We start from the raw sequence: 19,645 nt of genomic DNA, 5'->3' as shown, positions 1-19,645 counted from the left end.
GACTATGTCCGATCGCTTCAAAGCCGCTCTGACCGGCATTTCAGGCATTCTCGTCACGCCCTATGACGGTGACGGCGAGATCGCGCCGGCGCGGCTTGCCCCCGTCATCGACAAGGTGATCGAGGCCGGCGTGCACATGCCGGTCGTCAACGGCAACACCGGCGAGTTCTACGCGCTGACCATCGATGAAGCCGTGGCCATGGTGCACGCGGTCGTGGAACTGGTGGGCGAGCGCGCGCCGGTGCTTGGCGGCGTCGGGCGCGGCGTCAGGGATGCGTGCCGGCTTGCGGCGGAATCGAAGAAGGCGGGGGCGGCCGGCCTGATGGTCCACCAGCCGCCGGACCCGTTCGTCTCGCCGCGCGGCACGGTCGACTACGTCAAGCGCGTCGCCGAGGCAGGCGACGGCACGCCGCTGGTGCTCTACATGCGCAACGACGCCATCGGTCTCGACACGATCGCCGAGCTTTGCTCGATCGACGGCGTCAAGGGCGTCAAATGGGCGACACCCAACGCGCTGCGCCTGTCGGAGGCGATCGAGGCGAGCCCGGACGACATCGTCTGGGTCGGCGGGCTGGCGGAGGTCTGGGCGCCAGCATTCTACGCCGCCGGCGCACGCGGCTTCACCTCCGGCCTGATCAATGTCTGGCCGGAGCACTCCGTCGCGATCCACACGGCGCTCGAAGCCGGGGACTATGCCACCGCACGACGGCTGATCTCGGCGATGAAGGAGTTCGAGATCATCCGGGCCGAGGAGCTGAACGGCACCAACGTGACCGGCGTCAAGTCGGCGCTGATCGCGCTCGGCATCGACTGCGGCCCGACGAGGCCGCCCTCTGCATGGCCGCTGACCGCCCGACAGGCCGGGCAGCTCGACGCCTTCCTCAAGCGCAACGGCCTGATCGGCTGACCCGACGCCGCAGGCTTTACGCTGCCGGCGTCATGAAGGCGTCGAAGAAGGCAGCGAGTTCGGCATGGGCGCCGAGCGGAAGCACGTGGGCGACGTACTGGTCGGGTCGAACCACGACGATGCAGCCGGCCTCGCGGTCGATGCCGCGCATGTCGAAGATGTCGTCGCCGCCCTTGAGATCGGCGCAGAACGCCTTCTCGTAGTCGCGCAGGCCGAGCGTTCCCTTCGCGGGCAGCAGCAGTGAGGGCAGGTCGCCCGGCGCGAAACCGGTATGGGGCTGCTGGAACACCGCGCACAGGTCGATGACGGCATCGACATCCGCGCTGGCCGGGGTGAAGCGGCGCAGCGGCGAGGTCTCGGCGCTTTCCAGGAAGGCGCACAGCGCGCCCACCCCGGCCAGCGCTTCGGCTCCCGCAAACGCGAAGATGCGCCAGCGGCCATCGGCGCGCGCGACGTGGCCGAGCTGCATCGGCTTCGCGTCGGCCAGCCGCACGACCGGCGCCGAGTGGAACCGCATGCCGATCGGCAGGCCACGCGCGAGATGCTGGTGGTTGGTCCCGCCGGTGATCGCCGACGGCGAATAGACGGTTGCGGTGCCTGCGGTGTAGCGGCCGTGCTGGACGAAATAGCGCTGGGTTTCTGCCGGATCGACGCCGACGCCATCGGGATCGCCGGGCCGTCTTGCCGGCATGCTCAGCATCTTCGCCCATTCACGGTCGAAGCCGATCAGCTCGGCCGCGATGCTCTGCCGTTCGGTCGAGTATGTCCGCAGCAATTGCGGCGCGGCCTGTCCGCGCAGCACCGCGGCCAGCTTCCAGCCGAGATTGAAGGCGTCCTGCATCGAGACGTTCATGCCTTGGCCCGCCTTGGGGCTGTGGGTGTGGCATGCGTCGCCGGCGATGAAGACGCGCGGAAGCTGCGTCCCCGTCTCGTCCGGCGAAACGTCGTCGAAGCGGTCGCACAGCCGCTGCCCGATATCGTAGACCGACCACCACGCCACCTCGCGCACGTCCAGCTCGTAGGGGTTGAGGATGCGTCGGGCGGCGGCGATGAGGTGGTCGACGGTGATGTTGCGCGATGCGACGCGCTCGCCGGCCGAAAGCTTGTCCAGCTCGATATAGAAGCGAACCAGATAGCCGCCCTCGCGCGGGATGATCACGATGCTGCCTTCGCTGGCCGACTGGATCAGCGACTTGAAGCGGATGTCGGGGAAATCGGTGACGGCCAGAACGTCCATCACGCCCCAGGCGTGATTGGCGGAGTCGCCCTTCAGTTCGAGGCCGAGCGATTTGCGCACCGTGCTGCGCGCGCCGTCGCAACCGACGGCGTACCGCGCCTCCACGGTCTCGATCTCGCCTTCATGCCCGGCATCGAGACGCTCGAAACGGGCGGTCACCGGATAGGCACCGGCCTGCCCGCGCAGCGCCGGGTCGATCGTCACGTCGATGAGCTTGCGGTCGTAATGGGGCTCCAGCCGGGTCGGCGAATTGCGCATGACGTCGAGATAGAAGTCGTGGACGCGCGCCTGGTTGAGGATCACGTGCGGAAACTCCGACAGGCCGTCCTCTGTGTCCTGCACGCGGCCGCTGCGCGCGATGCGGGACGGGTCGCCGTCCTCCGGTTTCCAGAAGGTCGTCTCGTTGACCCAGTAGGCTTCCTTGAGCACGCGCTCTGCAAAGCCGAAGGCCTCGAACATCTCCATGGTGCGGCATGCCACGCCATCGGCCTGGCCGAGCTGCAGCGGTCCGGACTTCTGGTCGACAACCAGCGTGGCAATGCCGGGAAAGGCGGCGAGCTGCGCCGCCAGCGTCAGCCCGGCGGGACCACAGCCGACGATCAGGACGTCGGTCCGCGCGGGCAGGGACGCCTGCTCAATCCGCGCCGCGCCCTGCGCGGCTTCGGCGACGAGCGGATCTCCGAGACGGAAGCCATTCAGATGGAATTGCATGAAACGTCGTTGCCTCCCTTGCGCGGCGGGTTATGCAGGGCCCGCCCGAGACCGTCAATTTTTAGAATGTATACTTATGATCAGTATACTTGTCACCTGGTTTTTGCGCGACCGCCACATGCCGTATCGCTCTGGCGTCTCGGCGGGCGGCATCAGCCGAGATCGGGGGATCCGGGGGAACGAAGCGGCGCGCGGCTGAGATCATTGGCATCGTTGATGGCCTTTGCCAGCAGGTAGATCAACGTCTCGGCCTCCTGCTCGCTCAGCCCGCGAACCATGATCTTCTGCGCCGCGAGCACCGCGGGCTCCAAGCGTTCGACGGTCTCGATGCCTTCCTGCGTGATGCGCAGCGAACGGGCCCGGCGGTCGCGGCCGTTGACTTCCCGCGAGGCGAGGTTCTTCTGCACCAGCCGGTCGACGACCCCGCCGATCGTGGTGCGGTCGTAGCCGATCAGGCCTGCGAGCGTCGCCTGGTCGATGCCGGGGTTTTTGATCAGCGTGACCAGCGCGGCGTATTGCACCGGCGTCATGTCGCTGCCTGCCTCGCCGACTTCCGCATGGAAGATGGCCACAGCGATCTGCTGGAAGCGCCGCACCAGATGGCCCGGCATTTCATAGATGTCTTTCACCGGGCGCGCCTCCTCCGCCGTCTCAGTGCTTCGTATCGTAACCATTTCAACCATATGGCGAAGCCCCGGTGTAGCGAAGAATCTGTCGCGGCCGCGCGCGGTGCACGCGGTCCAGCATTGTATCTATCGAGGTCGGGGCGGCCGTGCTCGTTTCATTCAGCCTAAAACCCGGCGATGACGCGGCGAGGAAAAAACCGGGGCGCTGACTGAAAACTCGCCTGTTGCAGGGTGCGGCGCGGGCGCGCATCTGTCTTGGCCTCACGGAGAGGATGCCATGCCAGACAACAGGACCACCGAAGCGACGATCCGCGATCTCGTCATCGCCAACCGGATTCTTGCCCATGAGGGCGTCATCGACGATTTCGGCCATGTCAGCGTGCGTCATCCGGATCGGCCGGACCGCTACTTCCTGGCGCGGTCGCGCAGCCCGGAGATCGTCACGGTCGACGACATCGTCGAATTCGAACTCGACGGCACGCCCGTCCATCCCGAGACACGCAAGCTCTACAAGGAGCGTGCGCTGCACGGCGCCATCTACATGGACAGGTCCGACGTCAATGCCGTGGCGCATCATCATGCGCGATCGGTGCTGCCCTTCACCATCACGGACCTCGTGCTGCGGCCGGTCTTCCACATGGCCGCCGTCATCGGCAACGAGGTGCCCAAATGGGACAGCCAGGCGGAGTTCGGTGACACCGACATGCTGGTCGACGACCTCGCCAAGGGACACTCGCTGGCCAAGGTGCTGGGCCAGGGCACCAGCGCCATCCTGCGCGGTCATGGCTCGGTGTGCGCCGCGCAGACGCTGGCGGCGGTGTGCTTCATCTCGGTCTATCTGGCCGAGAATGCGCGGGTCCTGCTCGAGACGCTTCCGCACGGCACGCCGACCTACCTGACGCCCGGAGAGGTGGAAAAGACCGCCGAGATGATGCTGAGCGACCTGCCGATGGAACGCGCCTGGGCCTATTACACCGCGCGCGCCGGCTTCGCCGGTATCTGACGCCGGCATGGGCTGCACTCGCCTCACGCGGGCAGCAGCCGCCGGTACCCGCCACCGAACGTCACCAGCGGGGCGGCTGCCGCGTCGGCCGCGAAGCTCTCGATCCGGCCGACGATGATGTCGGTATCTTCGTAGGTGAAGATCGACGATATGGTGCAGTCGAAATATGCCGTCCCTGCTGCGAAGATCGGGGAGCCGGTGGCACCGCTCGTCCACTGCGACGCATCGAACCGCGCCGCACCGGAAAGACCGCGCCGCCCGCCGAAAATCTCGGCGACGTCCTCCGCGCCTTCGGGCAGGTAGCTGATCGCAAAGGCGCCCGACGCCTTGATGGCGGCATGCGCGCCGGTCGAATGCCCGACAGATACCAGCATCGAAGGTGGTGAAGCGGTGACGTGGCTCACCGACAGGGCGAGCAGGCCGGCGGGGCCATCGCTGCCCCTTGCCGCGACGACCGGCACGCCGAGCGGGCGCGCGCCCATCGCCTTCCAGAACGTCTTCGGATCGATGGCGTCCATGATGCCTCCTATCGCAAATCGTGCGCAGTGATCGACTTGCCGCCGTCCACGGAGATCACCTGACCGTTGACCCAGCTTGCCGCATCGGACGCCAGGAAGGCAATCACAGAGGCGACTTCCTCGGGACGGCCCATGCGCCCGAGCGGCGTGCGCCTGATGGTGGCTTCTTCCCAGTCCGCGGGCTTGCCGGCCTCCGCGATCGCGGCTTCGGTAAGGATCGGGCCGGGGGCGACGGCATTTGTCCGAATGCCGTCTCGGCCGAGTTCGACTGCGAGTTGCCGGGTCAGCCCGGTCAGGCCCGCTTTCAGCGATGCATAGGCGGAAAAGCCGACCGTTCCCTGGATCGCCGCGCCCGAAGCGACGTTGACGATGGCCGCATCGCCTGTGTCCGCGACCGAGCGCCGAAGCGCCGGCAACGCCGCCTGGATGCACCAGATCGAGCCCTTGAGGCCGACCGCGATGCTGCGTTCGATATTGTCCTCGGACAGTGCCTCGAATGCCTCGAAACGCAGGAAGACCGCGTTGTTGACGAGGACGCGCAGCGGCGAACCGGCCGTGAAGTCCGCCACCGCCTCGTCGACCATCGCACGGTTGGTGATGTCGCAGACGAGCGGCACGGCGGACAGGCCCTTGCCCTGCAGGTCGGCGGCGGCCTGCGCCACCTGTGTCGCGTCGATGTCGAGCAGCCCGACGCGGAAGCCGGCCTCGGCGAGCGCGCGCGCCGTGTGGAAGCCGATGCCGCGTGCTGCGCCGGTGACGATTGCGGAGGGGGATTGCCGTACCATGGATGAACGCCTCTTGAAGGTTTCTCAGCCCTTCAATCAGCAGCCCGGACGCCGTGCGGCAATGGCATGGCCGTGCCCGGGCACGCTCGGAACAGAACCCGGGCAGCCTCGCGGAACCGGCGCGCCGGTCACTCGCCTACGGCATGCGGGAGATCGTCACTGAGCAGCTTCGCCACCATCGACAGGAACCGGTCGCGCTCATGCTCGGGCAGGGGGGCGAGTATGCGGGTCTGCGCCTCGGCCACCTTGTCCTCCAGCCTCGGCAACAGTTCCTCGCCGGCTGGCGCGAGAAACAACACCCGTGCCCGGCGATCCTGCTCATGGATGCGGCGGTCGACGAGGCCCTTCTTCTCCAGCCGGTCGATGACGCCGCCGATCGTTGCCCGGTCGTAGCCGATGATCTGGGCGAGCGAGCCCTGGTCGATGCCCGGATAGGACTGGACTCCGATCAGGGCGGCATATTGCACCGGCGTAATGTCGGTACCGGCGCGCTCGAGTTCCTCGGTCACCACGGACATCGACGTCTTGTGAAGGCACCAGAACAGATAGTTGGGCGTCTTGTGCAGCACGAAGGTGCTCTCCTTTTCATCGGATGACGCCGCCTTGCGCGCCGTTGTCGCTCCCTTGGCCCGGGGCGCCGCGCCTGTGGCCTGTTCGACCCGATCGCTGGCGCGCGGCTTGCTTGCTGTCATGTGAACCGCGTTTCCCTGATCCCGCTCGACGCCATCGCCATGACGATGCGCGTTCGGCTCCGTACTCCGCCGTGGCGCATGCATCAACCCTGCGGGAACGGGCATGCGCCTGGTGGAGCACCAGCCTAGCACAGATTCGCGCGGCGCGGCTTCTTCAAACTCCAGCCGCAGTGTTGCCGTCTATTTCCACATCGCGGCACAGACTTCTGCCAACGGATGCCAAGGTTGCATGCGTGAATGCCCAGTCCAGCCGGAGTGTAAAGCCGCTACGAACTTGCGACAGCCTTGAAGTTGCCGTCGTGGTAGACGAGCGGCATGGTATGCGAGCGCGATCCACGGATGACGCGGCCGATGAATATGGTGTGGGTGCCGACCGCGAGTTCGTTGATGGTCTCGCATTCGAGCGTCGCGACGACATCATCGATCAGCGGAATACCCTCTTCGTTGAGCCGGTGCGGCACGCCGTCGAACTGGTTGTCGAGCTTGCCGGCGAAACGGGCGCCTACCTCGGCCTGGTCCTGCGACAGCAGGTTGACCACGAAGTGCCTGCTGGCGCTGACCAGCGGATGCGTGCGCGTCGAGCGGTTGAGCACGATCAGCACGGTTGGCGGCTCCGCGGAAACCGAGGAGAAGGCAGTGGCCGTCATCCCGTGCACGTGGCCGTCATGCGATGTGGTGATGACGGTGACACCGTTCACCATGGTGCGCATGATGGAGCGGAATGCGCCGTCGTCTATCGCCATATCCGGCGTCGCCACCGCTTCCACGTGGATCGTCATGGTCTGGTCCTCGTCATTGTCGGATCTGTTCATGAGCCGAATGTGATGGAGCCGTGGCGGCACATCAAGCATCAGGCGAACCGGTTGCGCGCGCCGGCAATCACTAATGCTCCCGCTTGAAAACGCGCGCCCGCTGGACGCCGCGTATTTATCGAGCGTGCACTTTCGTTTTTCTGCTGCAGCGCACTTCGGTGACTCCTCCCGCCCGGATGCCTAGCGTCGCGAGCGGATAACGGCTGCCCGAAACGAGGCGGCCCAGCAGGGCGAGCATCACTTGAACGCGATCGTTGAACTCAAAGACATCAGCGTCTCCTTCTCGGGGGAGACGGTCTACGACCGGCTGTCCTTCGACATCCGGGACGGCGAATTCCTCTGCATCGTCGGCCAGAGCGGCTGCGGCAAGTCGACCCTGCTGCGCGTCATCGGCGACCTGCTGAAGGTCGATTCCGGCCAGGTGACGGTCGGCCAGCGGCCGGCGCACGAGGCATGGGACGACATCGCCTACGTGTTCCAGTCGCCGCGCCTGCTTCCGTGGCGAAACGCGCAGGAAAACGTCGTGCTCGGCCAGCAGCTTCGCTTCGGCAACAAGCGCACGCGTGCCGAGATGGAGACGACGGCCCAGTCCCTGCTGGAACTTGTCGGCCTGGGGCGGGACCGGCTCAAGATGCCGTCCATGCTGTCGGGCGGCGAACGCCAGCGCGTGTCGATCGCCCGCGCACTTGCCGTGGAGCCGCGCATCATCCTGATGGACGAGCCGTTCTCGGCGCTCGACGTGATGACGCGGCACAAGATGCGCCGCGAGATCGTCGACCTGTGGCGCAAAACCGGCAAGACGATCATCTTCGTCACCCACGAGGTCGACGAGGCCGTGGAACTGGCCGACCGCATCGTCGTGCTGTCGAGCAAGCCGACGACGGTCCGCGAGATCGTCGAGCTGAAACAAGCGCGTCCGCGCGACCTGGAAGCGCCCGAAATGCGCGCCGTGCACGAGAAACTTCGCCGGCTCATCGGAGATCCGTCGGTTCACTAGAACGCGACCGACGAGCGTGAACCCATATCCATAATAGAGGGAACTGCCATGAACATCAGGTTTGGAGCTTTCGTCGGCGCCACCATGTCGCTGCTTGCGACGTCGGGCGCCGGTCTCGCGCAGGAAACGGTGACGGTGGGGATGATTTCCGATCCCGGCTATCACGCCGCCATGTGGGCGATCCTCAACGACAAGGTCAGCGACCCGAGCGTCGAGGTCACGGTGGAATTCATGCCGATTCCGGCGGCGCACCAGGCCGCGCTGTCGCAGCAATACGACATCATGCCCAACGGCACCAACGCGATCCCGGCCCTCGCCGAGCAGGGCCTGCCCGTCAAGGTGCTGGGCACCGTGATCCGCTACCTGCCGGGCGAGGACGTCGTTCAGCCTGGCATCTGGGTGCTGAAGGACAGCCCGATCCAGACCCTTGAAGACCTGAAGGGCAAGTCGATCGCCGTGCAGTCGGTGTCGGCCGGCGACGTCGTCTCGCGCCGCGCCATCATGCAGGAAATCTACGGCTACAATGTCGACGCCATCGGCGGCGACTTCAACTGGGTCGAGATCCCCGGTTCGCAGTTCGAGGCGGCGCTGGAAGCGGGTCGCGTGGATGCGGCTTCCTTCTCCAACGTCAAGGCCTACGAGATCGACAAGTCGCCGGAGTATCGCGCGGTGATGCGCGGCGGCAGCGACCTGCTGAAACTCTACGGCGCGCCGTTGCCCGCCATCCTGCTCTACACGACGAAGTCCGAGGAGAAGCCCGAGGCGATCGCAGCGGCGGCCAAGCTGCTGAACGAGTCGGCACTGTATCTCAAGGAGCATCAGGACGAGATCTTCGCCGAGGTGGCACCCGAGTACAACATGGACCCGGCGGCGCTGCAGGGCTGGTTCAACGAGTTCGCCGAGATGCCCTACAGCCTGACCGAGGGCGACAAGGACGTGATGGTGAAGTCATGGGCCACGGCGGTGAAGCTGGGCATTCTTACGGCGGCACCCGAGTCCGTCGACGACTTCATCGCGCCTCAGGCGGTGATGGCGGAATAAGCCACGCCTGAGAGACAATGGCGGCTTCCGCGCAGGCGGAGGCCGCCGCATTTCCCTGACCCTTCACACATGGATGTCGAATGCAGATGGCCGCTGAAAGGCTGAGCGAACCGACCGGGGACGACAGAACGGCAATGCCGGCCGGCAAACGCTGGCGACCGGCGCGCCGGACGATCGCAACGGTGCTGTTCATCGCGTTCGTGCTGGTCGCATGGCAGATCTATTCCCTGTTCGTGCCGCCGGTGCAGGTGCCTTCGCCGCTGCGCGTCGCCGGACGCTTCTACACGATGTGGTCGGACCCCGGCTTCCTGCTCTATGCCGGTTATACGCTTCAGCACGTGCTGGCTTCCGTCACGCTGGCCTTTTCGCTGGCACTGACGATCGCGCTGCTGGTGTATTTCTTCCCGGTTCTCGACACCGCCGTCTATGGCAGGCTCGCGCCGTTCCTCAACTCGTTTCCCGGCATCGGCTGGGCGTTCCTGGCGCTGATCTGGCTCGGCATCAACAGCCAGGCGGTGATCTTCTCGGCCACTGCGGCGATGCTGCCGCTGGCGATGATCAACATCGGCGCCGGACTGCGCGAGCTCAATCGCGAGACGATCGAGATGTCGGTGTCGTTCAGCCGCAGTCCGATGCGGCGCATCCGGCTGATCATCCTGCCGATGCTGTTTCCCTATTTCTTCGCCTCGTTGCGGCTGTGCTTCGGCGTCTCGTTCCAGATCGTGCTGATCGTCGAGCTCCTGTGCGGGGCCAAGGGGCTTGGCAGCATCATCAACTTCGCCCGCTCGCGATACTGGACGGACATGATCTTCGCGGTGGCGATCCTCATCCTGGTCGTCGTCTACCTCGTGGACCGGCTGGTGCTGGCCCGGATGCAGGACCGGATCGGAAAGGTGTACAATGTCTGACCGCACCTTCGCCAACGCGCTGTTCGGCCGCCAGGCTCTCGTCGCCAACGGCTTCGTGGTCCTCATCATCGTCGGCTGGTGGCTGACGTCGCGGACGATGCCGGAACGCATCTTCCCGTCGATCGGCACCATCGCGGTCACGCTCGGGCAGTTCGCGATCGATCCGGAGTTCTGGCTCAATGCCGGGATCACCTTCGGCCGCATCGTCATCGCCATCGTCGCCGCCACGCTTGTCGGCGGGCTGATCGGCATCATGCCGCGCTACGTGCCCGCCACCAGCGGGATCGTCGACGACGTGCTGGTGCCGTTCTTCAGCTCGTTCCCGGGCCTCGCATGGGCGATTCTCGGAACGGTCTGGTTCGGCGTCACCACGCAGGCGGTCATCGTCGTGCAGTTCTTCATCATCCTGCCGTTCGCGCTCGTCAACGTCGCCGAAGGCGCCAAGGCGATCGGGGCCGAGGAGGTGGAGATGGGGCGCAGCTTCACCCGCAACCGGCTGTCGACCTTCTGGCGCATCGAACTGCCGCTGCTCAGCCCGTTCTTCATGTCGGCGATTACCATCTCCTACGGCGTGTGCTGGAAGATCAGCCTGATCGCCGAGCTGTTCGGCGCGCGTTCGGGCATCGGCTACATGATGCAGCATGCGCAGGATCTCGGCCAGACAGACCGCATCCTGGCGCTGTGCATCGCCATCGTCATCTTCGTCATCGTCGGGCAGCGGATCATCCTGCAGCCGCTGGCGCGCCTGATCGTCAAGGGCGAGAGCAGCGGAACGTCGTCGTCCGGAAACGGCTGACCGCTTATCCGGTCCATCATCCCTGAGGGAGGCACATGACATGAATTTCCAACGTCCTTCGCGACCCAACTGGAAGCTTCCCGAGGGCGCGCGCATTGCCGTGTCGGTGAACCTGGCGCTGGAGGCGTTCCGCCACAAGAGCCAGCTCACCCTGGAGGCGCGGCCCGGCAAGACCGACCACTTCTCGCTCTCCTACGCGGAGTATGGGGCGAGGGCCGGCATCTGGCGCATCCTCGACCTGCTCGACGAGCTCGGCCTCAAGGCGTCGATGTCGATCAATGGCAAGGCGGCCGAGCTCTACCCCGACGCGGTGCGGGCCACGGCGCAGGCGGGCCACGAGGTCGTCGGCCATGGCTGGGAGAACGACATCCTCAACGAGGACGCCAACCCGGAAGGCGAGCGCGACGAGATCCGCCGTGTCACCGCCGCGATCACCGAGGCTGCCGGCGTCAGGCCGGTGGGCTGGACCAGCCCCGGCTCGGCCGGCTCGGAAAACACGCTCGACCTGCTGGTGGGCGAGGGCTACATCTGGAACGGCGACCAGGCCAATGACGACCTGCCCTACAGCGTTCCGACGCGCAACGGGCCGATCATGATCCTGCCGCGCGTGAACATGCCCCAGAACGACCTGATCATGTGGGCGAAGGCCAACAATCCGCCCAGCGTCATCTTCGAGAGCTTCAAGGACACGTTCGACGAGCTCTATTCGGAGGGCGTCAAGGGCAGCCCGAAATGGGTGGAGATTGTGCTCCACGCCCATATGGGCGGCCGGCCGACGCTGATCCCGACAGTACGCCGCTGCATCGCCTATGCACGCCAGCACGAGGGCGTGTGGTTTCCGCGCAAGGGTGACGTGGCGCGCTGGGCCGCAAAGGTCGACGGCGTCGACCTGGGCGAGCGCATCTAAGTCCGGCATGCGCAAACATTCGTGCATGCCGAGGTAAGCACCAATCCTCTCGACGCCACCGCAGGCTGGTAAAATGCAGCCGCGAACAGTTGAGAGGATTTCATGGACAAGAACATATTCATGCAGGACGGGTCGGCCTTCAAGGTCGGCCTGTTCGGTTATCTGCATGACGGCGGCGTCAGTCTTACGACCGTCAAGGAACGCTGGTCGGCGACCTGGGACGACATTGCCCGCATGGCGACCTATGCCGACGAGAACGGGCTCGACTTCCTGTTGCCCTATGCACGGTGGACCGGCATCCCCGGCGAGATTCCGCAGCGGACATGGTCGTTCGAGACGCTGGCTCATTCCGCCGCGCTGGCGGGAAGGACCAAGCGCATCGGTGTGTTCTCTACCGTCCATACCCCGATCATCCACCCGGTCATCGCGGCGAAGATGATGGCCACCATCGATCATGCCTCGCACGGCCGCGCCGGCGTCAACATCGTCTGCGGCTGGAACCAGGACGATTTCGACATGTTCGGCATCGAGGGCCTGCCGCATGACGAGCGCTACCGCCACGGCCGGGAGTGGTTCGAGATCTGGTCGCGGCTGATGAGCGGCTCGTTCGAGCCCTTCGACTATGACGGCGACCACTTCAAGGGCATCCGCAAGGCGGCGGCGCGGCCCGGCAGCGTCCAGCGCCCCTGGCCACTGGTGATCTCCGCCGCCTATTCGCCTGCTGGTCGCGCCTTTGCGATGGAGACGTCGGACTATCTCCTGACGGTTGCCGAGAACCTCGACGCCGCGCGCAGGGAAATCGCAGCGCTGGAAAGCCTCGAGGGAGCAGGTGCCCGCGCCGAGCCGCTGAAGCCGATCGCCGTGTGTTACGCCGTCTGCCGCGAGACCCGAGAGGAAGCCGAGGCATTCCATCGCTACTATGCAGAGGAGAATGCCGACAACGTCGCGGTCGACTACTGGATCGCCGGCCGCCAGACCAATGCGATGCTGCCCGAGGCGATCTACAAGATGCGCACCCGCATCGCCGGCGGCAACACCAACTTCCCGCTGGTCGGCAGCCCGAAGGATGTCGCCGACGAACTGATCGCGCTGCACGAAGCCGGCTTCAGCGGCGCGGGCATCGGCCTGCTCGACTATGTCGCCGACCTTCCCATCCTGGTGGAAAAGGTGATGCCGATTCTCGCCAAGGCGGGTCTGAGGGTCTGATCAATCCTCCAGGTTGACGTAGCTCGACGGCACGAAGCGTGGGGTGCACAGGCAGTAGAAGACGAGTTGGCCCGGGCCGATGTTTTCGATGCGCTGCGCCGCGCCCGCCGGGATGACCGCCTGGTCGCCGACCCGCAGGTGCTGTCTTTTGCCGTCGACTTCGACGATGCCCTCGCCTTCGCGCACGATATAGCGTTCGCAGATGCCGTCGAGACGGTGGAGTTGGGTGGTGACGCCGGGCTCGACGCGGGCGATCGCCAGCGAGGCCTCCGGAGAGGCAGCGTCATTGTGAAGTTCGGTAATGAAGCAGCGCTCTTCGGTCCAGAATTCGGCCTGGCCCGACGTCGCTATGAAGAAGTCCCCGACCATCGTTCCCACGCTCCATTAGACAATGTCGATTGACACTGACAAATGCTAGTCTACCATGCTTTTCCCGTCAAAGGCTTGATCTTGCGGCCACTCTGCGGGCAGGATCAAGGGGGGCGGAGGCCGGCACGCATGCCGGTTTCGGACCGCAGGAACACGGGATGCGGTGCCATGCGGCATCGCCAGACGGAGTGATCGATATGGGTTTCTTGAACAAGAGTGTCGCTGCCTTGTCGCTGGCGACGATGATGTCTGCCGCCGGCCAGGCTTCCGCCGAAGGCCTGCTGATCTATGTGTCGCCCGACCCGATCGGCGTCAATGCCTTCCTTGCCATGGGCAAGACCGGCATCGAGGCCGCGGGCGAAAAGCACGACATGGACGTCAAGACCTATGAGAGCAGCACGGCGGCCGAACGGCGCGACAATGTCAGCGCTGCCGTGAACGAAGGGGCCGACATCGTCGTCATGCTCGGCTTCGAGTTCAACGACATCGTCGCCGAACTGGCTCCCACCGCCCCGGACACGCAGTTCCTCATCGTCGACCAGTGCATCGAGAACCGCCCGGACAACGTCCATTGCGCGGTGTTCCGCGAGTACGAGGCGAGCTACCTGATGGGTGTGGCCGCCGGCATGCTGACCGAGAGCAACACCGTCGGCGTCGTCGGAGCGCTCGATATCCCGTTCCTGCATCGCTACACCGACGGCTACGCCCAGGGCGTCGAGTCCGTCAATCCGGAAGCGACCGTCGAAGTGCGCTGGGTCGGCGGCGAGAACCCGTTCTCCGATCCGGTGCGCGCCAAGGAACAGGCGCTGGCGCTGCATTCGGCCGGCGCGGACTACATCTACACCGCAACCTCGGGCGGCGATTTCGGCGTGTTCGAAGCCGCGAAGGAAGAGGGCTTCAAGACCTTCGCGGTCGACATCAACCACTGCCCGACGCAGCCCGGCGTGATCGTCGACCAGAGCCTGAAGCAGGTGGACGTGGCGCTCGTCGCGGCGGTCGACGCGATCTTGGAAGGCCAGCCGCAGACGTTCTCGGCCCTGGGCATCAAGGAAGGCGGCGTCGGCGCCATCGCGCTCGACGAGGCGGGCATCGCCGACAGCGGCTGCCTGATCGCCGATCACCCCGAAGTGGCGGCAAAGCTGCGTGAAGTTGCCGCCGGGATCGCCGACGGCTCGATCGAGTTGACCGACCCGATGCAGGCCAACTGACCTCCGGAAACGTCCGGCGGGCCGCTTCTCACCGGAGCGGCCCGCCAGGACGCATTCCGGGCGTGTGAGAGTACCCCGTCCATGCATGCATCCCTGCGCGGCATTCGCGTCCGCTTCGGCCAACTGGTGGCGGTGGATGATGTCTCCGTCGACATCGAGGCCGGCCGGGTGCTGGCGGTCGTCGGCGAGAACGGTGCCGGCAAGTCGACACTGATGAATGCGCTGTTCGGGCTGTTCCAGCCCGAAGCCGGCGAAATCGTCGTCGACGGACAGCCGCGCCGCTGGGCCTCGCCGCAGGACGCGATCCGCGCCGGGCTCGGCATGGTGCACCAGCACTTCATGCTGCAGGAAGAGATGACGGTGCTGGAGAACATCGTGCTGTGCGGCGAGCCGGTCAGGCTCTTCGGCTTCGTCGACTTCGCGGTCGCCCGGCGCAAGCTCGAGGACGGATTTGCCCAGAACGGCATTTCGATCGATCTCGACGCCCGGGTCGGCAGCCTGTCGGTCGGCCAGAAGCAGGTGGTCGAGATCCTCAAGATGCTCTACCGCGACGCCTCGCTGCTTATCCTCGACGAGCCGACCGCCGTGTTGACGCCGCTGGAGAAGGACCAGCTCTTCGCGATCCTGCGTGGCTTCGCACAACAGGGCAAGGCGGTCGTCATCATCACCCACAAGCTGGACGAGGTGATGGAGATCGCCGACCACGTGGTGGTGATGCGCGGCGGCAGGCTCGTCTCGTCGCTGCCTGTCGGCGAGACATCGAAGGATCGGCTGTCGCGCGAGATCGTCGGCGGCGAATTGCCACCTGCGCTGAGGGCCGCGGCGCGTGAACCGGGCGAGGTTGTGCTCGGCGTCGACGGGCTGCACGTCGCCGCGCGCGGCCATGACATCGGGCCGATCTCCTTCGACGTGCGCGCGGGCGAGATCGTCGGCATTGCGGGCGTCAGCGGCAACGGCCAGTCGGAACTGATCCAGGCCCTGACGGGCCTGCGCCCGGCCAAGGCGGGCATGATCTCGCTGGCGGGCACGCGGGTCGAGACACTGGGCGTGCGCGAACGCAGACTTGCCGGCCAGAGCTACATTCCCGAGGACAGGCAGCGGGTCGGACTGGCGCTCGGCGCCAGCGTGGCGGACAATGCGAGCGCCGGGCATGACGATCCGCGCCACTTCACCAGGGGACCGTTCCTCGACCGTTCCGCGATGGCGCGCTACGCCCGCGACCTGATCGAACGCTACCGCATCAAGGTGGCGGGCCCGCAGGCACTGGTCTCGACCATGTCGGGCGGCAACAAGCAGAAGCTGGTGGTCAGCCGCGAATTGTCGCGCGCCACACCGCTGATCATCGCGGAGAACCCGACCTGGGGCGTCGATATCGGCGCGATCGAACTCATCCATGCCGAGCTGATGCGGATGCGCGATGCCGGCCACGCCGTGCTGCTCGTGTCCACGGAACTCGACGAAGTGCTGAAGCTCTCTGACAGGATCATGGTGATGTATTCCGGGTCGCTGTCCGAACCGATCGCGGCCGCAGAGGCCGACCGCAATCGCATCGGCGCGCTGATGACCTCACGGACCGGCCTTGGGAGCAACGCCGCATGAGCGCACCGGAAGACAACTGGATGCGCAGCGACCTGCTGCCGTGGATCTCCACGCTGGCGTGGATCCTCGGGATCCTCCTGATCCTGATGCTGCTGGTGTCCGCTCCGTTCGGCGCGGCCATCGAAGGTTTCTTCCAGGGCGCGTTCGGCGGGCGCCGCTATGCGTTCCTGATGCAGACGCTGAGCCGCGCCTCGCTGATCGTCGGCATGGCGTTGTCGGTGATGCTGAGCTTTCGCGCCGGCCTCTTCAATATCGGCGGGGAAGGGCAACTCGTCGCCGGCGGTCTTGTCTCCGCGCTCGTTGCGCTGGCCTTGCCCGGCCCGCCATTGCTCGTGATCGCGGCTTCCATCCTCGCCGGCATGGCGGCGGGCGCGGCATGGGCGCTGCTGGCCGGCGTGCTGTACCTTTATGTCGGCGTGCCGCTGCTGGTCGGTTCGCTGCTGCTCAACTTTCCGATCCGTTCGGTCGCGTCCTATCTCGTCGCGCATCCATTCCGCGACGTGCCGTCGGGCATGCTGCAGTCGCATCTGGTGCCGACGGAACGCTGGCTGCCCTATTTCCCCGGCCTGCGCCTCGATATCGGCATTCTGTTCATCGTTCTCGTCAGCGTTCTGGCGGTCGTCTACAGCCACAAGACGCTGCATGGATACCGCGCGCGGCTGAACGGGCTGTCACCGGACTTCGCGCGCGCCGTCGGCCTGCCAGTCGCCCGGTTGACGCTGCAGACGCTTGCCATGAGCGGCGCGATCGCCGGCCTCGTCGGCGCCATCGCGGTGCTCGGCGTCCACCACCGCTTCATCGACGGCATGCTGGTGCAGCCGCTCTATGCCTGGACCGGCATCGTCGCCGTCCTGCTGGTCGGCATGATCCCGTGGCTGGTGCCGTTCTCCGGCTTCTTCTTTGCCGCGCTGCAGACGGGTGCTGCCGGCATGGAACGCGCCGCGCAGGTGCCGAAGGAAATCGCGCTGGTCATGCAGGCGGTCATCATCCTCTTTGTCGCCAGCCGCATGTCCCTGTCGCTGGCCTCCCCGCGCGGCAAGGACAAGGGGGCCGACGGCGATGCTTGACATGCTGCTCGACCCGTCCTTCCTCGCCTCGGTGCCGCGCTTCGTCACGCCGCTCTTGCTGGCGGCGCTCGGCGGCGCGATCTGCGAGCGGGCGGGCGTCTTCAACATCGGGCTGGAAGGCATGATGCTGACCGGCGCATTCGCGGCCGTCGTCGGTGCCTATTTCGCCGGATCGCCCTATGCCGGCGCGCTGCTGGCAGCGCTGGCGGGCACTGCGATGGGCCTTGTCTTCGCGGAGTTCAACCTTCGGCGCGGCGGCGACGCCATCGTCGTCTCGATCGCCATAAACCTGCTGGCGGCTGGGCTGACGGCGTTCCTGCTGCGCGCCATCTTCGACGCCAATGGCGCCTTCAACAGCCCCGACATCGCCGGCTTCGGGGTCATCCACATCCCGCTGCTGCGCGACGTGCCGGTGCTCGGGCCGCTTTTCAGTGGCCAGTCGCCGCTGTTCTATCTCTCGCTTGCCGCCGTGGTGCTGTTGCATCTCTTCTTCGGGCGCCATCGTCTCGGCCTGCGCATCCGCGCGGCTGGCGAGAACCCGGCCGGGCTGACGGCCGGCGGCGTCAGCCCCAACAGTGTGCGCCTGATGGCGCTGGCCATGTGCGGCGCGCTGTGCGGGCTGGCCGGCGCGCAGCTTTCCATCGCCAACGTCAACCTGTTCGTCGAGAACATGAGCGCCGGACGCGGCTGGATCGCGGTCGTGGCGGTGCTGCTGACGCGTGGGCGGCCGTGGCCGCTGCTGTTCATCACCGTGCTCTTCGGCGTCGTCGACAGCCTGTCCTTCCGCGTGCAGGGGCTCGGCATGCCGCAGCAATTCACCGACATGATGCCGTACCTCGCGACGCTGATCGCGCTGACGGGCCTGTCCTGGTGGCACCGGAGGAGGCAGTCATGACCGATCTGCTCATTCGCAACGCCATTGTCGTCACCTCCGACAGTGCGGGCTCCGTCATCCACGACGGCGCGGTGGCGGTCGAGGGCACACGCATCAGCGCGGTCGGCACCGCGGCCGATCTTGCGCCTCTGGCCGAGCGCGCCAGGCGTGTCGTCGACGGGACCGGCCACATCCTCATGCCGGGCATCATCAACACGCATTGCCACGCCGCCGACAGCCTGTTTCGCGGGCTTGTCGAGGACCTGCCGCTGGAGCCGTGGCTGCAGACCGTGTGGAAGGCGGAGGCCGCGATCCTCAACCCGCGCACGTCGCATCTGGGCAGCGTGCTCGGCTTTGCCGAACTGCTTTTGTCGGGCGTCACCTCGGTGATGGACATGTTCTGGTATCCATCCGAAACGGTGCGCGCCGCGCGCAAGGTGGGACTGCGCGTCTCCACCGGCGGCATCTTCTTCGATCCCGCGGGCGTGACCGCTCTGTCGATCGACGAACGGGTGGCCGAGGCGGAGCGCTTCTTCGAGGAGTTCGGCAGCGCGGATGACGTCTTTGCCGCCGTGATGCCGCACGGCACCTATACGGTCGGGCCGGAGAATCTCAAGGCAGCGCATGCCGTGTCGCACAAATGCGGCGGCATCTTCTGCACCCACTGTGCCGAGACCAAGGCCGAGCAGGCGGACATCGTCGCGCGCTACGGCCGCACCGTGGTGCGCCATCTCGACCATCTCGGCTGCCTCGACGCGCGCACGGTGCTGGCACATTGCGTGCATCTGGACGACGAGGAGCTCGACATCCTGGCGGCGCGCGGCGCCCATGTCGCGCACAACCCGATGTCGAACTTGAAGCTCGCCTCCGGCTTCGCGCGCGTGCCGGAGATGCTGGAGCGCGGCATCAACGTGACGCTTGGCACCGACGGCCCGATCTCAGGCAACGATCTCGACATGTGGATGGCGCTGCGGCTGGCCGCCACCATCCACAAGGGCCACACCGGCCGCGCTGAAATCATCTCGACACGGCAGGCGCTGGACATGCTCACCATCAACGGCGCGAAGGCGCTGGGCGCGGCCGACCGCATCGGCAGTCTCGAAAAGGGCAAGCTGGCCGACATGGTCATGGTCGATCTCCGCCGCCCGCATGCGGTGCCGATGTTCGACCCGCTGACGCATCTGGTCTACTCCGCCAACAAGTCTGATGTCCGCCACGTCTTCCTCGGCGGTGAGCAGGTGGTGCGCGACGGTACCCTGACGCGCCTCGACATTGGCGAGACGATGGACGAGGTCAACGCCCTCGTGCCGAAGATCAGGGCGAGCATCGCCTGAAGACGATGTCGCCAGGTGGTTACGGTTGATGATTGCGCTCTTGCACAC

General features: G+C 66.1%; 20 protein-coding genes. 13 read left to right on the top strand and 7 right to left on the bottom strand.

Annotated features, from left to right (window positions below):
* The first annotated feature begins 4 nt into the window (after window positions 1–4).
* A complete protein-coding gene (locus AAFN84_RS20660) occupies window positions 5–907 on the top strand; it encodes a dihydrodipicolinate synthase family protein (protein WP_347516580.1) in 903 nt (300 codons plus the stop codon).
* A gap of 16 nt (window positions 908–923) precedes the next feature.
* Here AAFN84_RS20660 and AAFN84_RS20655 read toward each other — a convergent pair whose 3' ends face one another.
* Together AAFN84_RS20655 and AAFN84_RS20650 are read right to left on the bottom strand one after the other, a co-directional pair.
* Entirely contained in the window at window positions 924–2,855 is a 1,932-nt protein-coding gene (locus AAFN84_RS20655) for an FAD-binding monooxygenase (protein WP_347516579.1), read from the bottom strand.
* A gap of 152 nt (window positions 2,856–3,007) precedes the next feature.
* Window positions 3,008–3,484, bottom strand: coding sequence for a MarR family transcriptional regulator (locus tag AAFN84_RS20650; RefSeq protein WP_347516578.1), 477 nt, complete (start codon window positions 3,482–3,484; stop codon window positions 3,008–3,010).
* A gap of 274 nt (window positions 3,485–3,758) precedes the next feature.
* Between AAFN84_RS20650 and AAFN84_RS20645 the strand changes: the two genes are divergently transcribed.
* Window positions 3,759–4,484, top strand: coding sequence for a class II aldolase/adducin family protein (locus tag AAFN84_RS20645; protein ID WP_347516577.1), 726 nt, complete (start codon window positions 3,759–3,761; stop codon window positions 4,482–4,484).
* Between the two features lie 23 nt (window positions 4,485–4,507).
* Here AAFN84_RS20645 and AAFN84_RS20640 read toward each other — a convergent pair whose 3' ends face one another.
* The 4 genes from AAFN84_RS20640 to AAFN84_RS20625 form a co-directional block, all read right to left on the bottom strand.
* Window positions 4,508–5,002 (bottom strand): flavin reductase family protein, encoded by a 495-nt coding sequence (locus AAFN84_RS20640; RefSeq protein WP_347516576.1) that lies wholly within the window; start codon window positions 5,000–5,002, stop codon window positions 4,508–4,510.
* Window positions 5,003–5,010: 8 nt separating this feature from the next.
* Entirely contained in the window at window positions 5,011–5,787 is a 777-nt protein-coding gene (locus AAFN84_RS20635) for an SDR family NAD(P)-dependent oxidoreductase (protein WP_347516575.1), read from the bottom strand.
* A 128-nt stretch (window positions 5,788–5,915) separates the two neighbouring features.
* Window positions 5,916–6,479 carry a MarR family transcriptional regulator gene (locus AAFN84_RS20630; RefSeq protein WP_347516574.1) on the bottom strand — a complete coding sequence of 188 codons (564 nt, stop codon included), beginning with the start codon at window positions 6,477–6,479 and terminating at the stop codon, window positions 5,916–5,918.
* A gap of 266 nt (window positions 6,480–6,745) precedes the next feature.
* Entirely contained in the window at window positions 6,746–7,291 is a 546-nt protein-coding gene (locus AAFN84_RS20625; protein ID WP_347516573.1) for a flavin reductase family protein, read from the bottom strand.
* A gap of 241 nt (window positions 7,292–7,532) precedes the next feature.
* Here AAFN84_RS20625 and AAFN84_RS20620 point away from each other — a divergent pair, with 241 nt between their 5' ends.
* The 6 genes from AAFN84_RS20620 to AAFN84_RS20595 all read left to right on the top strand — a co-directional run bounded on the left by AAFN84_RS20620 (window position 7,533) and on the right by AAFN84_RS20595 (window position 13,146).
* On the top strand, window positions 7,533–8,288 hold the full coding sequence (locus tag AAFN84_RS20620; protein WP_347516572.1) for an ABC transporter ATP-binding protein: 756 nt from the start codon (window positions 7,533–7,535) through the stop codon (window positions 8,286–8,288).
* Window positions 8,289–8,336: 48 nt separating this feature from the next.
* Window positions 8,337–9,329 (top strand): ABC transporter substrate-binding protein, encoded by a 993-nt coding sequence (locus AAFN84_RS20615; RefSeq protein ID WP_347516571.1) that lies wholly within the window; start codon window positions 8,337–8,339, stop codon window positions 9,327–9,329.
* Window positions 9,330–9,409: 80 nt separating this feature from the next.
* Window positions 9,410–10,237: an ABC transporter permease subunit gene (locus tag AAFN84_RS20610; RefSeq protein WP_347516570.1), complete on the top strand. Its 828-nt coding sequence runs from the start codon at window positions 9,410–9,412 to the stop codon at window positions 10,235–10,237.
* Window positions 10,230–11,033 (top strand): ABC transporter permease subunit, encoded by an 804-nt coding sequence (locus AAFN84_RS20605; RefSeq protein ID WP_347516568.1) that lies wholly within the window; start codon window positions 10,230–10,232, stop codon window positions 11,031–11,033. Before AAFN84_RS20610 ends, AAFN84_RS20605 begins: the two co-directional genes overlap by 8 nt.
* Before the next feature lie 40 nt (window positions 11,034–11,073).
* Window positions 11,074–11,940 (top strand): polysaccharide deacetylase family protein, encoded by an 867-nt coding sequence (locus AAFN84_RS20600; RefSeq protein WP_347516567.1) that lies wholly within the window; start codon window positions 11,074–11,076, stop codon window positions 11,938–11,940.
* Between the two features lie 102 nt (window positions 11,941–12,042).
* On the top strand, window positions 12,043–13,146 hold the full coding sequence (locus AAFN84_RS20595) for an LLM class flavin-dependent oxidoreductase (RefSeq protein ID WP_347516566.1): 1,104 nt from the start codon (window positions 12,043–12,045) through the stop codon (window positions 13,144–13,146).
* Here the strand turns inward: AAFN84_RS20595 and AAFN84_RS20590 are convergent, their stop codons facing one another.
* On the bottom strand, window positions 13,147–13,515 hold the full coding sequence (locus AAFN84_RS20590; protein WP_347516564.1) for a cupin domain-containing protein: 369 nt from the start codon (window positions 13,513–13,515) through the stop codon (window positions 13,147–13,149).
* 197 nt (window positions 13,516–13,712) lie between these two features.
* On the opposite strand from AAFN84_RS20590, the gene AAFN84_RS20585 reads away from it, so the two are divergent.
* The 5 genes from AAFN84_RS20585 to AAFN84_RS20565 all read left to right on the top strand — a co-directional run bounded on the left by AAFN84_RS20585 (window position 13,713) and on the right by AAFN84_RS20565 (window position 19,597).
* Window positions 13,713–14,723, top strand: coding sequence for a BMP family ABC transporter substrate-binding protein (locus tag AAFN84_RS20585; protein ID WP_347516563.1), 1,011 nt, complete (start codon window positions 13,713–13,715; stop codon window positions 14,721–14,723).
* Window positions 14,724–14,804: 81 nt separating this feature from the next.
* Complete coding sequence (locus AAFN84_RS20580; protein WP_347516562.1) at window positions 14,805–16,322, top strand: ABC transporter ATP-binding protein; 1,518 nt, start codon at window positions 14,805–14,807, stop codon at window positions 16,320–16,322.
* Window positions 16,319–17,389: an ABC transporter permease gene (locus AAFN84_RS20575; RefSeq protein WP_347516561.1), complete on the top strand. Its 1,071-nt coding sequence runs from the start codon at window positions 16,319–16,321 to the stop codon at window positions 17,387–17,389. The genes AAFN84_RS20580 and AAFN84_RS20575 overlap by 4 nt, the downstream gene beginning before the upstream one ends.
* Window positions 17,382–18,284, top strand: coding sequence for an ABC transporter permease (locus AAFN84_RS20570; RefSeq protein WP_347516560.1), 903 nt, complete (start codon window positions 17,382–17,384; stop codon window positions 18,282–18,284). The genes AAFN84_RS20575 and AAFN84_RS20570 overlap by 8 nt, the downstream gene beginning before the upstream one ends.
* A complete protein-coding gene (locus AAFN84_RS20565) occupies window positions 18,281–19,597 on the top strand; it encodes an amidohydrolase (RefSeq protein WP_347516559.1) in 1,317 nt (438 codons plus the stop codon). The genes AAFN84_RS20570 and AAFN84_RS20565 overlap by 4 nt, the downstream gene beginning before the upstream one ends.
* Window positions 19,598–19,645 lie beyond the last annotated feature (48 nt).

It is taken from the genome of Mesorhizobium sp. CAU 1741 (genome assembly GCF_039839275.1).
Classification (GTDB): domain Bacteria; phylum Pseudomonadota; class Alphaproteobacteria; order Rhizobiales; family Rhizobiaceae; genus Aerobium.
The sequence above is the reverse complement of the archived record's forward strand: the minus strand, read 5'-3'. Positions and strand labels throughout refer to the sequence as shown.